This is a genomic window from Pseudomonas sp. NPDC089734 (assembly GCF_044748865.1).
Classification (GTDB): Bacteria; Pseudomonadota; Gammaproteobacteria; order Pseudomonadales; family Pseudomonadaceae; genus Aquipseudomonas.
On record NZ_JBIVGV010000013.1, the window covers coordinates 24,828 to 41,832 of the forward strand.

At 58.9% G+C, this 17,005-nt stretch carries 12 protein-coding genes and 2 pseudogenes; 8 read left to right on the top strand and 6 right to left on the bottom strand.

Annotation, left to right across the window (positions count from 1 at the left end; all coding sequences use genetic code 11):
• The first annotated feature begins 21 nt into the window (after positions 1-21).
• Positions 22-1,674, top strand: coding sequence for a putative bifunctional diguanylate cyclase/phosphodiesterase (locus tag ACIPY9_RS16770; RefSeq protein WP_400703526.1), 1,653 nt, complete (start codon positions 22-24; stop codon positions 1,672-1,674).
• Between the two features lie 17 nt (positions 1,675-1,691).
• Here ACIPY9_RS16770 and ACIPY9_RS16775 read toward each other — a convergent pair whose 3' ends face one another.
• Positions 1,692-3,089, bottom strand: coding sequence for a NorM family multidrug efflux MATE transporter (locus tag ACIPY9_RS16775; protein WP_400703529.1), 1,398 nt, complete (start codon positions 3,087-3,089; stop codon positions 1,692-1,694).
• A 157-nt stretch (positions 3,090-3,246) separates the two neighbouring features.
• On the opposite strand from ACIPY9_RS16775, the gene ACIPY9_RS16780 reads away from it, so the two are divergent.
• The 3 genes and pseudogenes from ACIPY9_RS16780 to ACIPY9_RS16790 all read left to right on the top strand — a co-directional run bounded on the left by ACIPY9_RS16780 (position 3,247) and on the right by ACIPY9_RS16790 (position 6,341).
• Positions 3,247-4,167 (top strand): LysR substrate-binding domain-containing protein, encoded by a 921-nt coding sequence (locus ACIPY9_RS16780; RefSeq protein ID WP_400703532.1) that lies wholly within the window; start codon positions 3,247-3,249, stop codon positions 4,165-4,167.
• A 197-nt stretch (positions 4,168-4,364) separates the two neighbouring features.
• Positions 4,365-5,486: pseudogene (locus tag ACIPY9_RS16785) on the top strand (Cache 3/Cache 2 fusion domain-containing protein); the annotation flags it as partial.
• Between the two features lie 132 nt (positions 5,487-5,618).
• On the top strand, positions 5,619-6,341 hold the full coding sequence (locus ACIPY9_RS16790) for a methyl-accepting chemotaxis protein (RefSeq protein WP_400703870.1): 723 nt from the start codon (positions 5,619-5,621) through the stop codon (positions 6,339-6,341).
• 48 nt (positions 6,342-6,389) lie between these two features.
• On the opposite strand, the gene ACIPY9_RS16795 is transcribed toward ACIPY9_RS16790, so the two are convergent.
• The 3 genes from ACIPY9_RS16795 to ACIPY9_RS16805 form a co-directional block, all read right to left on the bottom strand.
• The gene (locus ACIPY9_RS16795; RefSeq protein WP_400703535.1) at positions 6,390-6,680 is read right to left on the bottom strand and encodes a hypothetical protein; all 291 of its coding nucleotides are present in this window, start codon (positions 6,678-6,680) and stop codon (positions 6,390-6,392) included.
• A 321-nt stretch (positions 6,681-7,001) separates the two neighbouring features.
• Entirely contained in the window at positions 7,002-8,495 is a 1,494-nt protein-coding gene (locus ACIPY9_RS16800) for a YifB family Mg chelatase-like AAA ATPase (protein WP_400703537.1), read from the bottom strand.
• 371 nt (positions 8,496-8,866) lie between these two features.
• Complete coding sequence (locus ACIPY9_RS16805) at positions 8,867-9,622, bottom strand: hypothetical protein (protein WP_400703539.1); 756 nt, start codon at positions 9,620-9,622, stop codon at positions 8,867-8,869.
• 558 nt (positions 9,623-10,180) lie between these two features.
• On the opposite strand from ACIPY9_RS16805, the pseudogene ACIPY9_RS16810 reads away from it, so the two are divergent.
• From ACIPY9_RS16810 to ACIPY9_RS16825, 4 genes and pseudogenes are all read left to right on the top strand, one after another.
• Positions 10,181-10,369 (top strand): annotated as a pseudogene (locus tag ACIPY9_RS16810) (hypothetical protein); the annotation flags it as partial.
• Positions 10,370-11,002: 633 nt separating this feature from the next.
• Positions 11,003-11,722: a gluconate 2-dehydrogenase subunit 3 family protein gene (locus ACIPY9_RS16815; protein WP_400703541.1), complete on the top strand. Its 720-nt coding sequence runs from the start codon at positions 11,003-11,005 to the stop codon at positions 11,720-11,722.
• 33 nt (positions 11,723-11,755) lie between these two features.
• On the top strand, positions 11,756-13,525 hold the full coding sequence (locus ACIPY9_RS16820; RefSeq protein ID WP_400703543.1) for a GMC family oxidoreductase: 1,770 nt from the start codon (positions 11,756-11,758) through the stop codon (positions 13,523-13,525).
• Positions 13,526-13,536: 11 nt separating this feature from the next.
• Positions 13,537-14,874 carry a c-type cytochrome gene (locus ACIPY9_RS16825; RefSeq protein ID WP_400703545.1) on the top strand — a complete coding sequence of 446 codons (1,338 nt, stop codon included), beginning with the start codon at positions 13,537-13,539 and terminating at the stop codon, positions 14,872-14,874.
• A gap of 71 nt (positions 14,875-14,945) precedes the next feature.
• On the opposite strand, the gene ACIPY9_RS16830 is transcribed toward ACIPY9_RS16825, so the two are convergent.
• A complete protein-coding gene (locus tag ACIPY9_RS16830; RefSeq protein ID WP_400703547.1) occupies positions 14,946-16,277 on the bottom strand; it encodes an ATP-binding protein in 1,332 nt (443 codons plus the stop codon).
• Positions 16,267-16,950, bottom strand: a complete 684-nt coding sequence (locus ACIPY9_RS16835; RefSeq protein WP_400703549.1) for a response regulator — start codon at positions 16,948-16,950, stop codon at positions 16,267-16,269. The genes ACIPY9_RS16830 and ACIPY9_RS16835 overlap by 11 nt, the downstream gene beginning before the upstream one ends.
• Between the last annotated feature and the right edge of the window lie 55 nt (positions 16,951-17,005).

The following is a 17,005-nucleotide window of genomic DNA, read 5'->3' on the forward strand; positions in this document are numbered from 1 at the left end:
TTTTGAAGTGATGGAGTTAGCGTGCCTACGCCTGTCGAACCTTTACGGTTGCTGTTGCTGGCCCGAGAGCCAGCATGGTCAGGGCTGTTGAGCAATTGTCTGGCATCGCTGGGCAATGAGGTCGTTTTGTATCAGGCTCCTGACTGGAACGCCTTGAGCAGTGAGTACGGCCAGACACACAATGCCGTGCTGTTGACGACCCCCGAGCTTCAACCGCAGGCAGGCCACTGCACCTTGCCGATGGTCATGTTGCTGGAAGAAGAGCCGACCGTTGCGCCGGCCGGTGTCAGCGACTGGCTGGTGCGTGACTCCCTGGCGGCGGATACCCTTCGTCGTTGCCTGCGCCATGTGCGCGAGCGCGGCCTGCTGGAGGACACCTTGCAGCGTCTGGCCGGGCAGGACCCGTTGACCGGCATCGCCAACCGACAAGGCTTTCAGGCCCTGCTGACGGCCCGGCTGGCCGAGGGCACCGGTTTTGCGCTGGGGCATCTGGACCTCGATAACTTTCGACGGGCCAACGACACCCTGGGCCATCAGGCCGGTGACCGGCTGATCCTGCAAGTGGTGGCGCGGCTCAAGGGCCAACTGGATGTCGGGGACCAGATTGCCCGTCTGGGCGGTGACGAATTCGCCCTGTTGATTGACACCCGTCATACCTCGCAACGGGCCGCACAGGTGGCCGAGTGCATTACCGACGCGTTGTCCGAACCTTACTGGATCGATGGTGAAAGCCTGTTGCTCGGTTGCAGCCTGGGCATTGCCCATGCCCGTACCAAAACCGATGCCGACCCGCTGATGTGGCATGCCCACATCGCCATGCGTCAGGCCAAAAGCATTCAGGGCTGCACCTTTCATCTCTTCGATGACAGCATCAATCGCAACGCCCGTAGCCTGGCGGATCTGGAAGCCGAGCTGCGCAAGGCCCTGCGCTACGATGAACTTGAACTGCACTACCAACCGCGCCTGTGCCTGGCCAGCGGTTGCGTGTCCGGCCTGGAAGCCTTGGTGCGATGGCGTCACAGCGAGCGCGGCCTGCTGCCCCCCAGCGAGTTCGTGCCCCTGGCCGAGCAGAGCGGCATGATCGTGCCGCTGGGCTACTGGGTCATCTTTCAGGCCCTGCGCGATATGCAAAGCCTGCGCGAGCGTGGCGTTGCACCGCTGCACATGGCCGTTAACCTGTCGTTCCGGCAGTTTCAGGACAGCCAGTTGTTGGCGACCGTAAGCCGTTTGATTGCCGAGCATGGCATCGATGCGCACTGGCTTGAGTTCGAGCTGACCGAAACCGCCGTCATGCGTCGCAGCGATCAGGTCCGGCAGATCATGGATGCCTTGCGCCGGTTGGGTATCCGCTTTTCGCTCGACGATTTCGGGACAGGCTTTTCATCGTTCATGCACCTCAACAGCCTGCCGATCGAACTGCTCAAGATCGACAAAAGCTTTGTCGGTGAAATGGAGGAACGCGAGGAGAACCGCAAGCTGGTCCACGCCATGATCAACCTGGCCCACAACCTGAGCCTGGAAGTGGTGGCCGAAGGCGTGGAAAGCGACGAGCAACTGGCCCTGCTGCGCAGCTTCGGGTGCGATCAGGTGCAGGGCTATCTCATCAGCCGACCGTTGCCGATGCCCGAGCTGGTTGAATACTTGGCGTTGAACGACGTGTGCCAGGCATCGTGATGAATCCTGTCAGCCTGTCATTCACAGGCTGACAGCGTGCCTTGCACTTCCGGTTTCGAGGCCGTTCGCAGCAGCCGCGCCGTCTTCTTCTCGAAGGCATAGGTCAGTGCTACGGCCGAACACAGCAGCCCCAATGCCAGCCCCCACCAGACGCCTTCTGCGCCCAGCGTTGTATGGAAGGCCAGCAGCCATGCCGCCGGTGCGGCGATCAACCAGTAACAGCCCAACCCGATCAGGAAGGTGGTCCTGGCGTCCTTGAGGCCGCGAATGGCCCCCATGGCGATGGTCTGCGTGCCGTCCAGCAGCTCGAACCAGGCCGCGATGGCCAGCAGTTTCACGGCCAGGATCACGATCTCCGTGAACGCCGGGTCGTTGAGGTCCAGAAACAGCCCGATGACGTGGTGAGGCACGAGCCAGAACAGTAGGCCGAACAGCAGCATGACGGTGCCGCCGAACGAGATGCCCAGCCGTCCGGCCATGCGCGCCATCACCACATTGCCCGCGCCGTAATGCTGACCGATGCGCATGGTGACGGCGTAGGAAATCCCCACCGGGATCATGAACGCCATGGACACTGTCTGAACGGCAATCTGGTGCGCCGCCATCTGCGTGCTGCCCAGCGCGCCCATGCAGAACGCGGCGAAGGTGAACAGCCCGACTTCCACGGCATAGGTGCCGCCAATCGGCAGACCGAGATGCCACAGTTCTTTCAGGTGGCTGCGTGAGAGTTGCCACAGCCCCTGGCGGATCGGGTAGGCCGCATAGGCCGGATGCCGACGGATATGCAGGGCCAGCGCCAGCGCCATGCAGTTGGTCACGATGGCGGTGATCAGCCCGATTCCCGTCAGGCCGAGGTTGGGCAGGCCAAACCACCCATGGATCATTGCATAGTTGAGGGCGAAGTTGGCGGCGGCCCCGGCCAGACTGATGGTCATGACCGGACCGGCACGCCCGAGCGCACTGGTGAAGCCCCGCAAAGCCATGAAGCTGAGCAGGCCGGGCAGTGCCAGCGGCAAGGTGATCAGAAATTGAGCAGCCATGTGGACATTGGTTTCGTCCTGGCCGAGCTTGAGGAGAACCGGCTCAAGGTTCCACAACAACAGGGCAGCCACCAGAGCCATGCCCCATGCCAGCCAAAGGCCTGCCTGAGTCAGCCGTGTCGCGCCTTCGGCGTCGTTCGCGCCATGACGAATCGAGACCAGTGTGCCTACGGCCGCCATCACGCCCACGCAGAAGAACGACACAAAACTGTAAGTGGCCGCCCCCAGGCCGCCACCGGCCAGGGCTTCCGGCCCCAGCTTGCCCATCATGACGGTGTCGGTGAAGACCATCAGCATGTGCGCCATCTGCGATGCGATCAATGGCCCGGCCAGGCGCAGGATGATCCAGAGTTCTTTGAAGGCGGGTTGTTGCATGATGGCGGGGCTCTACTTCACGTTGACTGTCAGGCGGCACATTCTCGGTATTTAAAGGTGCAAGCACAAAGCGATAAATCCGATCATCAGCATGATAAAAACTCATGCGAGCGAATTTGCCGTACAGTAACGGCTTATTGCATCGGGAAATGCTTTCATGCCGCATCGTCTGCCGCCTTTATATGCACTACGGGCTTTTGAAGCGGCGGCTCGACATACGTCCTTTACCCGTGCGGCCGATGAGTTGTCGATTACGCAAAGTGCAGTCAGTCGGCATATTCGTACGCTGGAGGATCATTTTTCCTGCCGTTTGTTTCAGCGTCATGGTCGTAACCTGCAACTCACCGAGGCGGCCCGTGCCTTGTTGCCCGGTGTGCGTGACGGCTTCCAGGCGCTGGAGCGTGCTTGCAGTGCCTTGCAGGCCGACGAAGGCATCCTGCGCATGAAAGCGCCTTCGACGCTGACCATGCGCTGGTTATTGGCGCGACTCAGTCGTTTTCGCCATCTCCAGGCGGGTAATGAAGTCCAGCTGACCAGTGCCTGGATGGACATTGATGCTGTGGACTTCTCGCAGGAGCCGTTCGATTGCGCGGTGTTGCTCAGTCGCGGGCATTTCCCGCCGGACTGGGAGGCCACCTTGCTGTTTCCCGAACACTTGATTCCGGTCGGGGCCCCGGCGCTTGCGCAGGACCCGCCCTGGGATGTGGAGCGTCTGGCCAGGGCCGAACTGTTGCACCCGACACCGGATCGACGTGACTGGCGCGCCTGGCTGAACCGTACGGGGCTGTCGGACAAGGTGTCGCTCAAGGGCGGCCAGGTGTTCGACACCCTGGAGCTGGGGATGATCGCCGCCGCCCGGGGTTACGGCCTGTCGATGGGTGATTTGTTGATGGTGGCCGAAGACGTGGCGCAGGGGCGTTTGAGTCTGCCCTGGCGCACGGCGGTGTTCAGTGGCGAGAACTATTATCTGGTCTGGCCGAAGACAAGGCCCGGTCTAGAGCGGTTACGCAGGCTGAGCGACTTTCTGCAGAGCGAAGTACGAGCAATGGAGTTGCCGCAGGTTGAAATACTTGAATAAACCCTGTGGCTGTGTGAGTGAGTAACAGTTTGTTAATATCCGCCTTTCGGACTCAAGTATTTTACGCGCAAGCCGAATTTACTTTTGAAGGGCCGTTTGTTCAAAACGGTTTAAAACGTTCAAACCTTAATTAATTAGAATTTGCTGGGTGATCGGCCAGGGAGTTGGCGAACCCGATCATTCGGCGTGGAGTCGTTATGTCCAAGCCCCGTGCCCGAATTGCTACGCAACTCGGTATTGCTTTGGCTGTAATTTTGGCGGTGGTTATTAGCGGCAGCACTCTTTTCGCCTTGCGATCCCTGGATGCTGCCAACCTCGTCATTCGTGAAGAACACCTGTCCAGTGAGGCCAGGCTGCTGGCTGACCAGCTGAACACTTTTCACAGCACCCTGCGTGACAGCACGCAACGCCTGAGCGGTCTGTTCGAAAAGCGTTTTGCCGGCGGGCTGAGCCTGGAGGCCGATAAACCTGTCACCGTGGCAGGCACTCAGACCCCTGGCTTGTATCTGAGCGGGAAAGCCCTGAACAACGACTTTACTGAAGTCGATGAGTTTCGCCATCTGACGGCCGGGGTCGCCACGATTTTCGTGCGCAGCGGTGATGATTTCATCCGCATCAGCACCTCCCTGAGCAAACAGGATGGCACCCGTGCCATCGGTACTGTGCTTGATCGTAAGGGGCCGGCTTATGAGCGCCTGATGGCGGGTCAGGGCTATGTGGGCAAGGCCGTGCTGTTCGAGCGCTACTACATGACTCAGTACAGCCCTGTTCGCGACAGCAGTGGCAAGATCATTGCGGCCTTGTTCGTCGGCTTTGATTACACCGACGCGCAGAAGGCACAGTTCGAGAACCTCAGAAACTTCCGCATCGGCAAGACTGGCTCGCTGGCACTGCTGGACGAGCAAAGCCGTTGGCTGGTCGCGCCCGCCGGTGCGAAATCTCCGGACGATGCGGCCAAGTCCGTTGCCGAAGTGGTCACGCAGCCTGGCAAGGGCCTGTTCTGGCACGATGGCGTGCAAGAGTTTTACAGCGTGGGCCAGCCTTTCAGCGGTGGTCCATGGACCGTACTGGCAAGCATGCCGGGTGACGAAATCAGCGAAGTGACCTGGAGCGTCGGCACTCAGCTGGCCATCGGCAGCCTGTTGGCGATGCTGATCGCCGTGAGCGGTGCAATCTGGTTGCTGCGCAGCAAGCTGCGTCCATTGTCCGAGCTGGTGCGTCAGGCCGATGCCCTGGGTTCCGGCGACCTGAGCGTCCGCTTGCAGGTCACCAGCCACGATGAAATCGGGCAACTGGCAGGCAGCTTCAACAAGATGAGCGAAGCCCTGTCGAACATGGTGTCCCATATCCGCACCGCGGCTCAGGAAGTCAGCACCCGTGCCCATGCACTGTCCGGCCTGTCGGGCGGCGCGTATGAAGGCATGGAGCAGCAGTCCGGCGAGATCACCAGCATGGCGGGCGCGGTCGAGGAGTTCAGCGCGACCTCCCTGAACATCGCCGACAACATGAAGAATACCGAGCGTCTGGCGCAGGAAAACGCGCAACAGACCCGTATCGGTCGTACGTCCATGGACGAAGCGTCTTCTGCGCTGCAACAGATCGCGACATCGTTGAACAGCACCGCCACCGTGATCGACACACTGGGGCAGCGCTCGCAGGAAATCGGCAGCATCGTCGGTGTGATCACCTCGATTGCCGAACAGACCAACCTGCTGGCGCTCAACGCGGCCATCGAAGCGGCCCGTGCCGGTGAACAAGGTCGCGGGTTTGCTGTGGTGGCCGATGAAGTCCGCAGCCTGGCCTCGCGTACCCGTCAGGCCACGGATGAAATCTCCGGCATGATCGCCAGCATCCAGCAGCAGACCGGCAATGCCATCAGCACCATGCAACAGGGCAACGTCCTGATGCAGGAAGGCCTGTCGCGTAACGCGAAAGTGGCGGCGGCCCTGGCCCAGATCGACGAACAAAGCCGCTCGGCTGGCCATCAGTTCGCGGCGATCACCACGGCCACGCAAGAGCAGAGCAGCACCGCAACGATGCTCAGCAGCAACCTGCAAAGCATCGCCATGGCCAACAGCGAGCAGCGTGAAGTGGTGTCCAATCTGGCCATCACCGCTGAAGAGCTCAATTCGCTGGCGGCTGAACTGCGTATGGAAGTGGATCGCTTCAAGTAATACCTGGCGTGTGTTTCGCGAATGAATTCGCTCCTACGGGGAGCGGGTTCATTCGTTTACGCCAACAACCGTCTCCACCATGGCATTGTCCTCGCTGACCATCAAGGTTTCCTGAGTCGCGCCATAGCGCACCAGCAACAGGTTTTTGCGTTGATCCGGCGCAAGCTTGCGGGTCCGGTATTCGTCCAGAAACATCCCCATCAAATGACCGAGATCGCGAGCGCAGAACCAGGTCTGGCCTTGCAGGCGCAGGGCATGGAGATGGGTTTTCTGGCGGATGAAGAGGGTGGGGGTGTGAGGTGTATTCCCTAAATGGACGCCGCCACGTTTCGTCGCCAAACGATAAGGTGGCGGCTGTATGCAGGTTGGCGAACCGGTAAGGAGCGACCGGCAGACCCGAAGGTCTCCCACACACAGCAACCATAGAAGCCATGGGCATGAACTGCTCAAACTTGAAGGGGTAATGCTATATGTCCATAAACCGGATCGCCAAATCCAGTAGCCGATGATTCAGCCGGAGGGGAGGTTAAACCGGTGTCAGGTTCAGGGCTGTCGGTGTTCCGCACGACGTCTTCATGGACATATCCGCTCCTGTCGTAAGACACGTCGCGCACCCTTTTGTAGGAGCGAATTCATTCGCGAAAAAAGCCCAGGCGAAACTCAACTCCCCGAAGGCCGATATTGCAATGCCTCGGCCAGATGGCGACGATCAATCGCATTTTCCTGCTCCAGGTCCGCCAGCGTTCTGGCCACTTTCAATAACCGGTGCGCTGCTCGTAACGATAAGTTCAGTCGCTCGCAAGCCGTCTCCAGCCAGGTTTCATCTGCGGCCGACAGCGCACAATATTCGCGCAGCCCCGGCAGATCGAGAAATGCGTTGGCGCAGCCCTGACGTCGCTGTTGACGATCGCGGGCCTTGGCGACCAGAGCGGCTGCGCTGGCGGTGTCATCGTCGGTTTGTGGCGCAGGGTTGAGGGCAGTGGCTTCACGGGCGACGGTCAGGTGCAGGTCGATACGGTCGAGCAATGGGCCGGAGAGTTTGTTGCGGTAGCGCTGGATCTGCTCGGTCGAGCAGCGGCAACGTCCGGTGGGTTCGCCCATGTAGCCGCATGGACAAGGGTTCATGGCGGCGACCAGTTGAAAGCGCGCCGGAAACCTGACCCGATCCCGTGCGCGGGAAATCACGATATGGCCGGACTCCAGCGGTTCGCGTAAAACCTCCAGGACACGGCGGTCGAACTCGGGTAACTCATCAAGAAACAAAATTCCGTGGTGGGCCAATGTTATTTCGCCAGGTTGAGGGCGACTGCCACCACCGACCAGTGCCGGACCAGATGCAGAGTGATGCGGTTGACGAAAGGGGCGCTGCGGCCAACGGCTCAGTGGCACCTGACTGGCCACCGATTGAATCGCCGCCACTTCCAGCGCTTCGTATTCATCCAGCGGTGGCAGCAGGCCGGGCAGGCGGCTGGCGAGTAATGTCTTGCCCGTACCGGGTGGACCGCTTAACAACAGGTTATGCGCGCCCGCCGCAGCAACCACCAATGCACGCTTGGCGGCGGTCTGGCCCTGGACTTCGCTCAGGTCCGGATAGGGCATGGGCTGGTGTAGGAGTCCGCTGGACTGATACGGCTTGATGGGCGTGCGCCCGTTGAAATGCGCGACCAGTTCCAACAGGTGGCTCACGGCAAGTACTCGCAATCCCGAAGCCAGACACGCTTCCTCGGCATTGGCGGCCGGCACGATCAGGGTGCGCTCGGCTTCCCGGGCGGCCAGTGCTGCGGGCAGCACACCCTGAACTGGCCGAATCGCTCCCGACAGCGCCAGCTCGCCCAGGCATTCGACATCCTGCAACGCAACCAATGGCAACTGCCCGCTGGCCCCCAGCAATCCCAGCGCGATGGCCAGATCGAAGCGGCCACCATCCTTGGGCAGATCCGCCGGTGCGAGGTTGAGCGTGATGCGCCGGGCCGGAAAATCCAGCCCGGAATTGAGAATGGCACTGCGTACCCGATCCTTGCTTTCCTTGACCGCCCCTTCCGGCAGCCCCACCAGTGTCAGGGTTGGCAGGCCGTTGGCCAGATGGGCTTCGACCGTAACGGCAGGGGCTTCCACACCCACCTGGGCGCGGCTGTGGACGATGGCGAGAGACATGATCTTCCTTGATAACGAGAGCCGCTTCCTGCGGCGTTTTGAAGGATAGTCAGTGTCGGAGAAGGGGGCTGGAGTGAAGTTCTACGGTATGTGTCCCGAGGGGTTGTGAGCGTTCATTCTGCCGTCACACAGGATGGCCCGCCTAATTGGAGCAAGAGCCGCTCAGAGGATGGCAGAAGGAGAGTAATTTTCTTGGGAGTGAAAGTATTTTTTCATTTTCATGTATGAATTGAAAAAAATATCTTCTATCCGGTCATTCAAATGACCGCTTTATGCCATTCAGCGATGTCAATCCATTGCTAGAGCTTGTGAGGGGGCAAGGACGGGGAGCAAGAAAAGGCCCGTTTGGGCCTTTTGTATGTTTTTTGAATTTACTTGCCGGGTCGTTCGGTCAGGGTAGCGGGAACGGCTTGGTTAACTTGCGCAGGGGCGGGGTTGATAGCGGGTGCTATAGACGCGACAGCAGGTGTGCCTGGTTTGTGATAGGCCAGTGCGGCGTACACCAATGCAGCAGCTGCAACCAATAATGTCGCAACGGCAACGTGGCGGTTGCGCGCTTCTTTATTCTGTCGCTCGATGCGCTGAATCAGCTCTTCACGATAGGACTCAAGCTCATCGCGTGCTATGCGCAGAATCTCCAGGTGAGAAGAGCATTGCTCATAATATTCAGAGCGATCCTTTGCAGGATCCTTTGGTGCAAGGATCAGATCCTGTGCGGCTTTGAGTTCTTTCCTGATTTGCGGGTAGCGCGTGATCGTTTCGCTGATGATCACGTTACGAAAATCGTTCTGGAAGGTTTTGATCATTTCGAGCTGATTGGTCACGCCTGCTTCAACGGCATCATAAATAGCGCGTTTGCAATGGTTCTCGGCCTTCCCAAGCTGTTTTTCTGCTTCTTCGCCTGTGCAGGTCAGGAATTGCGTCATGTGATACCCGGCATAACGCAATTCATTAATCGCAGGTATCGATAGTTCCTGGTTGAGATTCTCGACCAGTTTGATTTTTTCTTCTGCGAGCTGGAAAAGGCGTACCAGTTCTTTGGTGCGCGCGCGTACATCCAGCTCCTGAACGTCAGGCAGGGACAGGTTTGTCACGGTGAAAGCTTTCTCAGAACGAATGTTGAGCAAGCTTTTGCTTGCGAGCTTCGATTTGTGACGAGGTCACATAACGACCGCGTTGAAGGTTCACGTTGCCGCGAGCGTATGAGCGAACCAGGCTCTTGGCTACGGCAATGGCAGCTGCCTCAGATGACCGTGCAGGCACCTTGGCATACGTGGGCAATAAGGCCCTGAGAAGTTTTTTGAACCACATGCTGATGATCCTTCATGAGTGACTCGCTTTGTCCTGCGTAGCAGGCGCAGCGATATCGGCGGTTCTGAAAAAAGCCAGTTTGGCGTCAATATGATGGCATATGGCCATGCGCATATCTTAAAAAAGCGCCCACATTCTAGAGATAGATTGTTCCCATTGCCAGCGTTGATTCAAATATCTGTAGCGCCTCTTCGTTTTTCAGTTGTTATTAAATCCATCTGTATAGGGTTTGTGAGGGCATGTCAATGCGAGTGGCCCCAGGAAGTCTGTCGTAGAGAATGTTTCTCCATAGAGCTTAAAGCGGGTTTGTGGATGAGTTTTGCAACGTATTACTGGGTCGGTACGTTTTGCGAAACTAGCATTTTGTGAGCTGTACGAATGTGTATCTGGCTGTGCAGTCCTATGGGTGATTGCGTTCGTCCCCTCCTGTATGGCGAACCTAAATCCGTAGAGGGGCAAGCTTTTCACACGGACTGTCCCTCCTTATTCTGACGCTGCTATGTCTGAATGCCTGGCTTGGTATTCGTGTCGCTTACGACCTCATTGACCACTACAGTTTTCGTTAAGTGTGAGTGGCGGAACTTCTGCAGCATGTCTCCAGTAGAGCTGGTACTTGGAGCTTAGTTACTTTTATTCATTTCCGGCCCCGGAGATCGCCCCGAGACAATCATTTGCATTTTCTGATGAAAACCCACGATCTAGAGCGTTAGAATGCCCCGCCTGCCTGCGACAGCACGTCACCTTGACTGTCACAAAGAAATAATTTGTTACATGAATATCCCAGCTGTTAGTATCACAGTCCCGTGATGAGCAGACGATACCTAAGTATCGCTTTTCCATGTTGTGCTGAATGAGTTTCTATTTCATTTGGCTGCCCCCGAAGCAAATCAATCACAATTAGAGCAGCCCTCGAGTCTGCCAGCCCTGTTCTGGATTGCGCCTGAAGGCGACACCAGGCCGAGCGCTAGCGGCACGGTATTCGTGTGCGCTGCTGGCGGCTGCCTGAGTGCCCGCGATCAGCCTTGCGTTGAAGGCCCTGGAACTTGAAAAGTCGGCGAACGCCTCCCTCTCGTCAGGGATGCGTTCGGCTGTCTGCGACTTGTGCCGAGGGGGTTACGCAACATTTTTGACGTTCTCAGCTACTGATCTGGCGTCGTCCGGGGTTTTTCTTGTGAGCATTCATAGGTGGCCTCTATATGTTGTTGTCCAAGCAAACATCACGAAGAAAGTTTCTGCTTTCTTCCCTGATCGCCTTGCCTGCTCTAGGCGTAACCATCAAGGGCCTGAGTGCAGCCAGTGCGGCAGACATGGTGGCGCCAAGCCTCGAAGCGTACACCCCGACCTTTTTCAGCGCGGCTGAATGGGCCTTCATCATGGCGGCCTGCGATCGCCTGATTCCTGCCAATGGCCGTGGCCCTGGCGCACTGGAGACCAACGTCCCGGTGTTCGTGGATCAGCAACTGGCAGGCGACCTGGGCAGTGAGATCTATCTGGAAGGTCCCTTCGAGATCAATGCCCCGGCTGCCATGGGTTATCAGATTCCCTACCTGCCGCAGCAGATCTATCGCAACGGCATCAAGGCGGTCGATGCCTGGTGCGAGGAAAAGTATCGCGCCCGTTTTGCCTTGCTCGATGCGGCGGCGCAGAACGATGTACTGAAGAAGCTCCAGACGGGGGAAGTGAACTTCGCGGCCTATGGCGAAGAGATTCTCAAGTCCAAGGAGTTCTTCAGCGAGCTCTTGTCCCACTCCCAGCAGGGATACCTCTCCGATCCGATCTATGGCGGCAACAAAGGCATGAAAGCCTGGATCGCCATCGGGTTCCCCGGAGCTCGCGCCAGTTATCTGGAATGGGTGGCACAGCACAACGTCAAGTACCCACTCGGACCGGTCAGCCTCAGCGGCGCTCGCGGCTGACCTCCCTTCGCCAAACATTTCAGCAGGTTTCTTATGGCAAACATTACCAATGACGAAGTCGATGTCGTCGTCGTCGGCCTGGGTTGGGCCGGCTCATTGATGAGTATCGAACTGGCTCAGGCCGGTTTGAAAGTCCGCGCCCTTGAGCGCGGCGAAGATCGCGGCAATGCCGACTTTGCGTACCCCAAGCCCGCCGACCAATACGCATATGGCGTGCGTAACAAGATCATGGTCACGCCGAAAGATGGCGCACTGACCGTTCGCCACACCATGAAGGACACTGCACTGCCGACCCGCAAATGGGGTGCCTTCGTTCCGGGCACGGGCGTGGGTGGTTCCGGTCTGCACTGGACGGGCGTCCTGATTCGTCCGACACCGACCGACATCAAGCTCAAGACTTATGCGGATCAGGCCTACAAGCCGGGCATCCTGCAGGAAGACATGCGGATCGGCGATTACCCCTTCACCTGGGAAGAAATCGAACCGTATCTGGACAAGTTCGACAAGATCTGTGGTTTGTCCGGCAATACCGGCAACCTGCAAGGGCGCATCATTGAAGGCGGCGACCCGTTTGAAGGCCCGCGTTCCAATCCGTTCCCGCTGCCTGCGCTCGAAGACACCCTCAACAACAAGATGTTCGCCGAGGCTGCCCGCAAGCTTGGCTATCATCCGTTCCCGAACCCTTCGGCGAACGTTTCCCGCGCCTGGACGAACCCTTACGGTAACCAGATCGCACCGTGCAACTACTGCGGCTATTGCAGCAAGTACCCGTGCCTGAACTACTCGAAGGCTTCGCCGCAGACGGCCGTGATGGACTCGCTCAAGCGTATGGAGAACTTCTCCTACCGCGTCAACGCCAACGTGCTGAAGGTCGAACTGCATCCAGACGGCAAGACGGCCCGTGGCGTGACCTATGCGGACGAGCACGGTAACCTGGTGTTCCAGCCTGCCAGCATCGTCGTACTGGCCGGCTTCCAGTTCGTCAACGTCAGGTTGATGCTGTTGTCCGGCATCGGCAAACCGTACGATCCGATCACCGAAACCGGCACCATCGGGCGTAACTACGCCTTCCTCAGCAACGGTGGCTCCACGCTGTTCTTCAAGGACAAGGAGTTCAACCCGTTCGCCACGGCCGGTGCTACCGGGCAAATGTTCAACGACGTTTCGCCGGGCAACTTCGATGGCCCGTCACTGGGCTTCATTGGTGGCGCCAAGATCCACAGCTCCCAGGCCACCGGCACGCCGATCGGCACTTCCCTGCCAAGCGGTACGCCAGCCTGGGGTCAGGGCTGGAAAGAAGGCCTGCAGGACTGGTACGGCCACTCGATGAAAGTCAGCATCACCACCAGCTGCCAGTCCTATCGTGGTCACTATGTCGACCTGGACCCGACCTACAAGGATCCATGGGGCCAGCCGCTGCTGCGCATCACCTTCGACTGGAAACTGAACGAACTGCGGCTGCAACAGCACCTGCGCAAGATCGTGCAGAACATCACCAAGGAGCTGGGGCCTGACAGTTACAGCGAGAGCTTCCTGTCGATGGACTCCCATTGGGATATCACCAAATACGTTTCGACCCACAACGTGGGCGGGGCAATCATGGGTGATTCGCCGGAAACCAGCGCGCTCAACCGTTACCTGCAGAGCTGGGACGTGCATAACGTCTTCGTACCGGGCGGCAACGCGTTCCCGCAGAACTTCCAGGCCAACCCGACGGCACTGATCGGTGCACTGACTCTGTTCTCGGCTCAGGCCATCAAGGAACAGTACCTGAAGAACCCTGGCCCGCTGGTGCAGGCATGAGGAGTGAGAAGATGAAGTCGAAATTTCGCTCCCCGCTGTTGATTCTGGCCATCGTCGGTGCGGTGATCGCCCTGCTGGCCTGGCTGTTCAGTTCGTCCCTTAACCGCACGGGCGATGCGTCTGCGCAGATGACTCAGGCCGTCACGCCTGAACTCATCAGCAAGGGTGCCTACCTGGCGCGTGCTGGCGACTGTGTGGCTTGCCACACCAGTCACGATGGCAAGGCCTTTGCCGGTGGGCGTGGTATCGAGTCGCCTATCGGCACGATCTACGCCACCAACATCACGCCGGATAAAGAGACGGGTATCGGCAGCTGGACGTACGGCGACTTTGAACGCGCCGTACGTCGAGGCGTGGGTCATGATGGCAGTGCGCTGTATCCGGCGATGCCATTCCCTTCCTATGCTCGAGTCTCGGACGAGGACACGGAGGCGCTGTACGCCTACTTCATGAAAGGCGTAGAACCCGTCAAGCAAGCGAACAAGGCCAATGATATTCCGTGGCCGCTGTCGATCCGCTGGCCTCTGGCTTACTGGCGCACGCTGTTCTCGCCTGTGCCCGAGTCGGCAGCCGTTTCGCTCAAGGCCTCGACCACCGGTAATGCCGAGCAGATCGCTCGGGGTGCTTACCTGGTGCAAGGGCTGGGGCATTGCGGTTCCTGCCATACGCCACGTGCGCTGACCATGCAGGAAAAGGCGCTGGATGAAAAAGGTACGGGCTACCTGAGCGGCGGGCTGCTCAATGGCTGGTCGGTGCCTTCGATTCACGGCATCGAGCACTGGTCGCAGGACGACATCGTGGACTACCTCGGTTCCGGCCGTAACAGCATCGCTTCGGTGGCTGGCGAGATGACCGATGTCGTGGCCAACAGCACTTCGCACATGACCAACGAAGACCTGCATGCCATGGCGGCTTACCTGAAGTCGCTGGCGGCAGATGGCAAGGCGACTGCCCAGCCGAAATCCCAAGGCAGCGACGCGACCGCACGCAAGTTGACGGCGGCCAAGGACCTGACCCTGGGCGAGCGTCTGTACCTGGATAACTGCGGTGCTTGCCACTTCGTCAAAGGGGATGGCGCTCCAAGGATCTTCCCGCGTCTGGACGGTGCCACGATCATCAACGCGGAAAACCCGACGGCCTTGCTGCATGTGATTCTCGCCGGTGCCCAGACGCCTTCCACGGCTCGCTCCCCATCGGTTCTGCCAATGCCTGGCTTTGCCGGACGGATGGACGACTCGGAAATTGCAGAACTGGCGTCGTTCCTGAGAAAAGGCTGGTCGAACAACGCACCTGCGGTTTCTGCCGCTCAGGTTCGTGAGGTCCGCTCGACGCTGGGCGAATCGCACTGACAGGCTGGAAAAATAGCGTCATGACGCGATAACAGAAATGGCCCTTTGATGGGCCATTTTTGTTGCTGTCCTTAAAAGGCTGGTTCGGCCAAAGGCAGCTTCATGACCGCCTCGAAACCATCGTCCAGATTGTGAAACGATAGCTCGCCATGGCAGCTGTTGATGATTGCATCGACAATCGCCAACCCCAATCCGCTTCCTCCATGCTGGCCTTTGTGCCAGAAGCGTTGGGTGATCGCTGCCAGCTCCGTAGTGGAAACGCCTTGCCCTCTGTCCCTGATTCGGAAGCTGGCCATCTTCCCGTCCCGTGTAATCGTCAGATCAACCTGGGTGCCCGGCCTTGTGTGGCGCAAGGCGTTATCGACCAGATTGCGCAACGCAGCGGTTGCGAGTGCCGCCGGGGCCTCCAGTGGCGCAGTGGCAATGTCTTCCTGGACGCTCAGGGTCACGGCATCATGTTGCGTCGAGTCCGCCAGTGCCTGTCGTGCCACCTCCATCGGAAGCGCCTGAACGCCATCATCGAATGACAGGCATCCTTCCACTCGTGCCAGCAGTAGAAGCTGTTCGAGAATACGCTGCAGCCGGTCCGCGCCTTCTTCCGCCTTCACCAATGCCTTCTTCGCGGTGTCCCCTTCGGTGAGCTGGGCCACCTGAAGATGGGTCTTGATGGCGGTCAGCGGGCTGCGCAATTCGTGAGCCGCATCCCCGGTCAGCCGCCGCTCTCTCTCGATAGCCTGTGAGATACGTGTCAACAGCCCGTTCTGGGTGGTCACGAGCACTTTCAGCTCGGCAGGCAGGTTGTCGGTGTCGAGTGGATCGAGGCAGTCTGCATTGCGCCGAACCAGCGCATCCTTGATGCGCTGCAGTGGCTCCAGCCCCTTGCTGACCACGATCCAGAGCAGCACAAGGCTCCCGATCAGAGCGGCCATAACCGGCAGGGCGGCGGCCATGAGAATGGAGTATTTGAGGCTTCGTCGCTGATCGACCCTGTCGGCCGTGCTGATCCTGATGCCATTTTCCTCCAGGGTGAAGGTGCGCCACTCAAGCCCGTCGGCAATCTGGTCGTGATAACCCACGCCCAGGGCGCTGATCGTTTCACCGGGCGCATTGTGGCTCTGCACGAATATCTCGCCCTTCAAGGACGAGACCTGACAGGCCATGCCGACAGGAAGAGCAGCCTTTTCGGCATGCGTGAGCAGGGCGTTCGACAGTTCAGGTTGTTGCACCGAGGAGGGCGACAGATGGATAAGGCTGACGACCAGGCGTGCCGAGGCTGCCAGTCGCTCATCCAGCGATCGGCTCAGGTTTTGCTGAAGGTCGCACAACATCCAGGTGGCGGCGACAGCCCATATCAGAATGAAGCTTGAGCCCAGTATCAGGCTCAATCGGGATCTAAGGCTCATTGATTTCATCCACGCTGGCAGGCCCCAGCCGATAACCCATGCCACGTACGGTTTGCACAATCTGGCTGCCGAGCTTGCGGCGCAGATTGTGGATATGCACGTTGAGTGCATTGCTCTCCACATCATCCGAGAAGCCATAGATGGCGTCTTTCAGCTGGTCCGTACTGACGATTCGTCCCTTGTTGTCCAGCAATGCCTTGAGCAATGACTGCTCTCTTCTGGACAGGTCGATGCTCTGGTCGCAGAGAAAGGTTTCCCGGGTCGAAGGGTCGACACTCAGGCTGCCATGCTGGATAAGGTTGGTGCTTCTGCCCTGAAATCTGCGGTGCAGTGTATGCAGCCTGGCGGCCAGTTCTCTGAGGTCGAAGGGTTTGAGCAGATAGTCATCGCCGCCCGCCTGCAGGCCGGCCACCCGATCCGTGATCGAGTCTCTGGCGGTGAGAATGAGCACCGGCAGGTGAAACGAGCGCTGGCGCAGGCGTCGCAGGAGTGTCAGGCCGTCTCTGTCCGGCAGTCCGAGGTCCAGAATCATGACATCGAACTGAGCGGCCGACACCATTGCCTCGGTGTCGGCGGCGTTTGTGACATGCTCCACCGTGAAGCCCTGAGCGTTCAATCCGGCAATCACACCTTCGGCAATAAGCTGATCGTCTTCGGTTAGCAATACACGCATGATCGCCACTCTTGTAAATAACTCATGGTACGTCGTCAGCATTAAGGCAGGATTA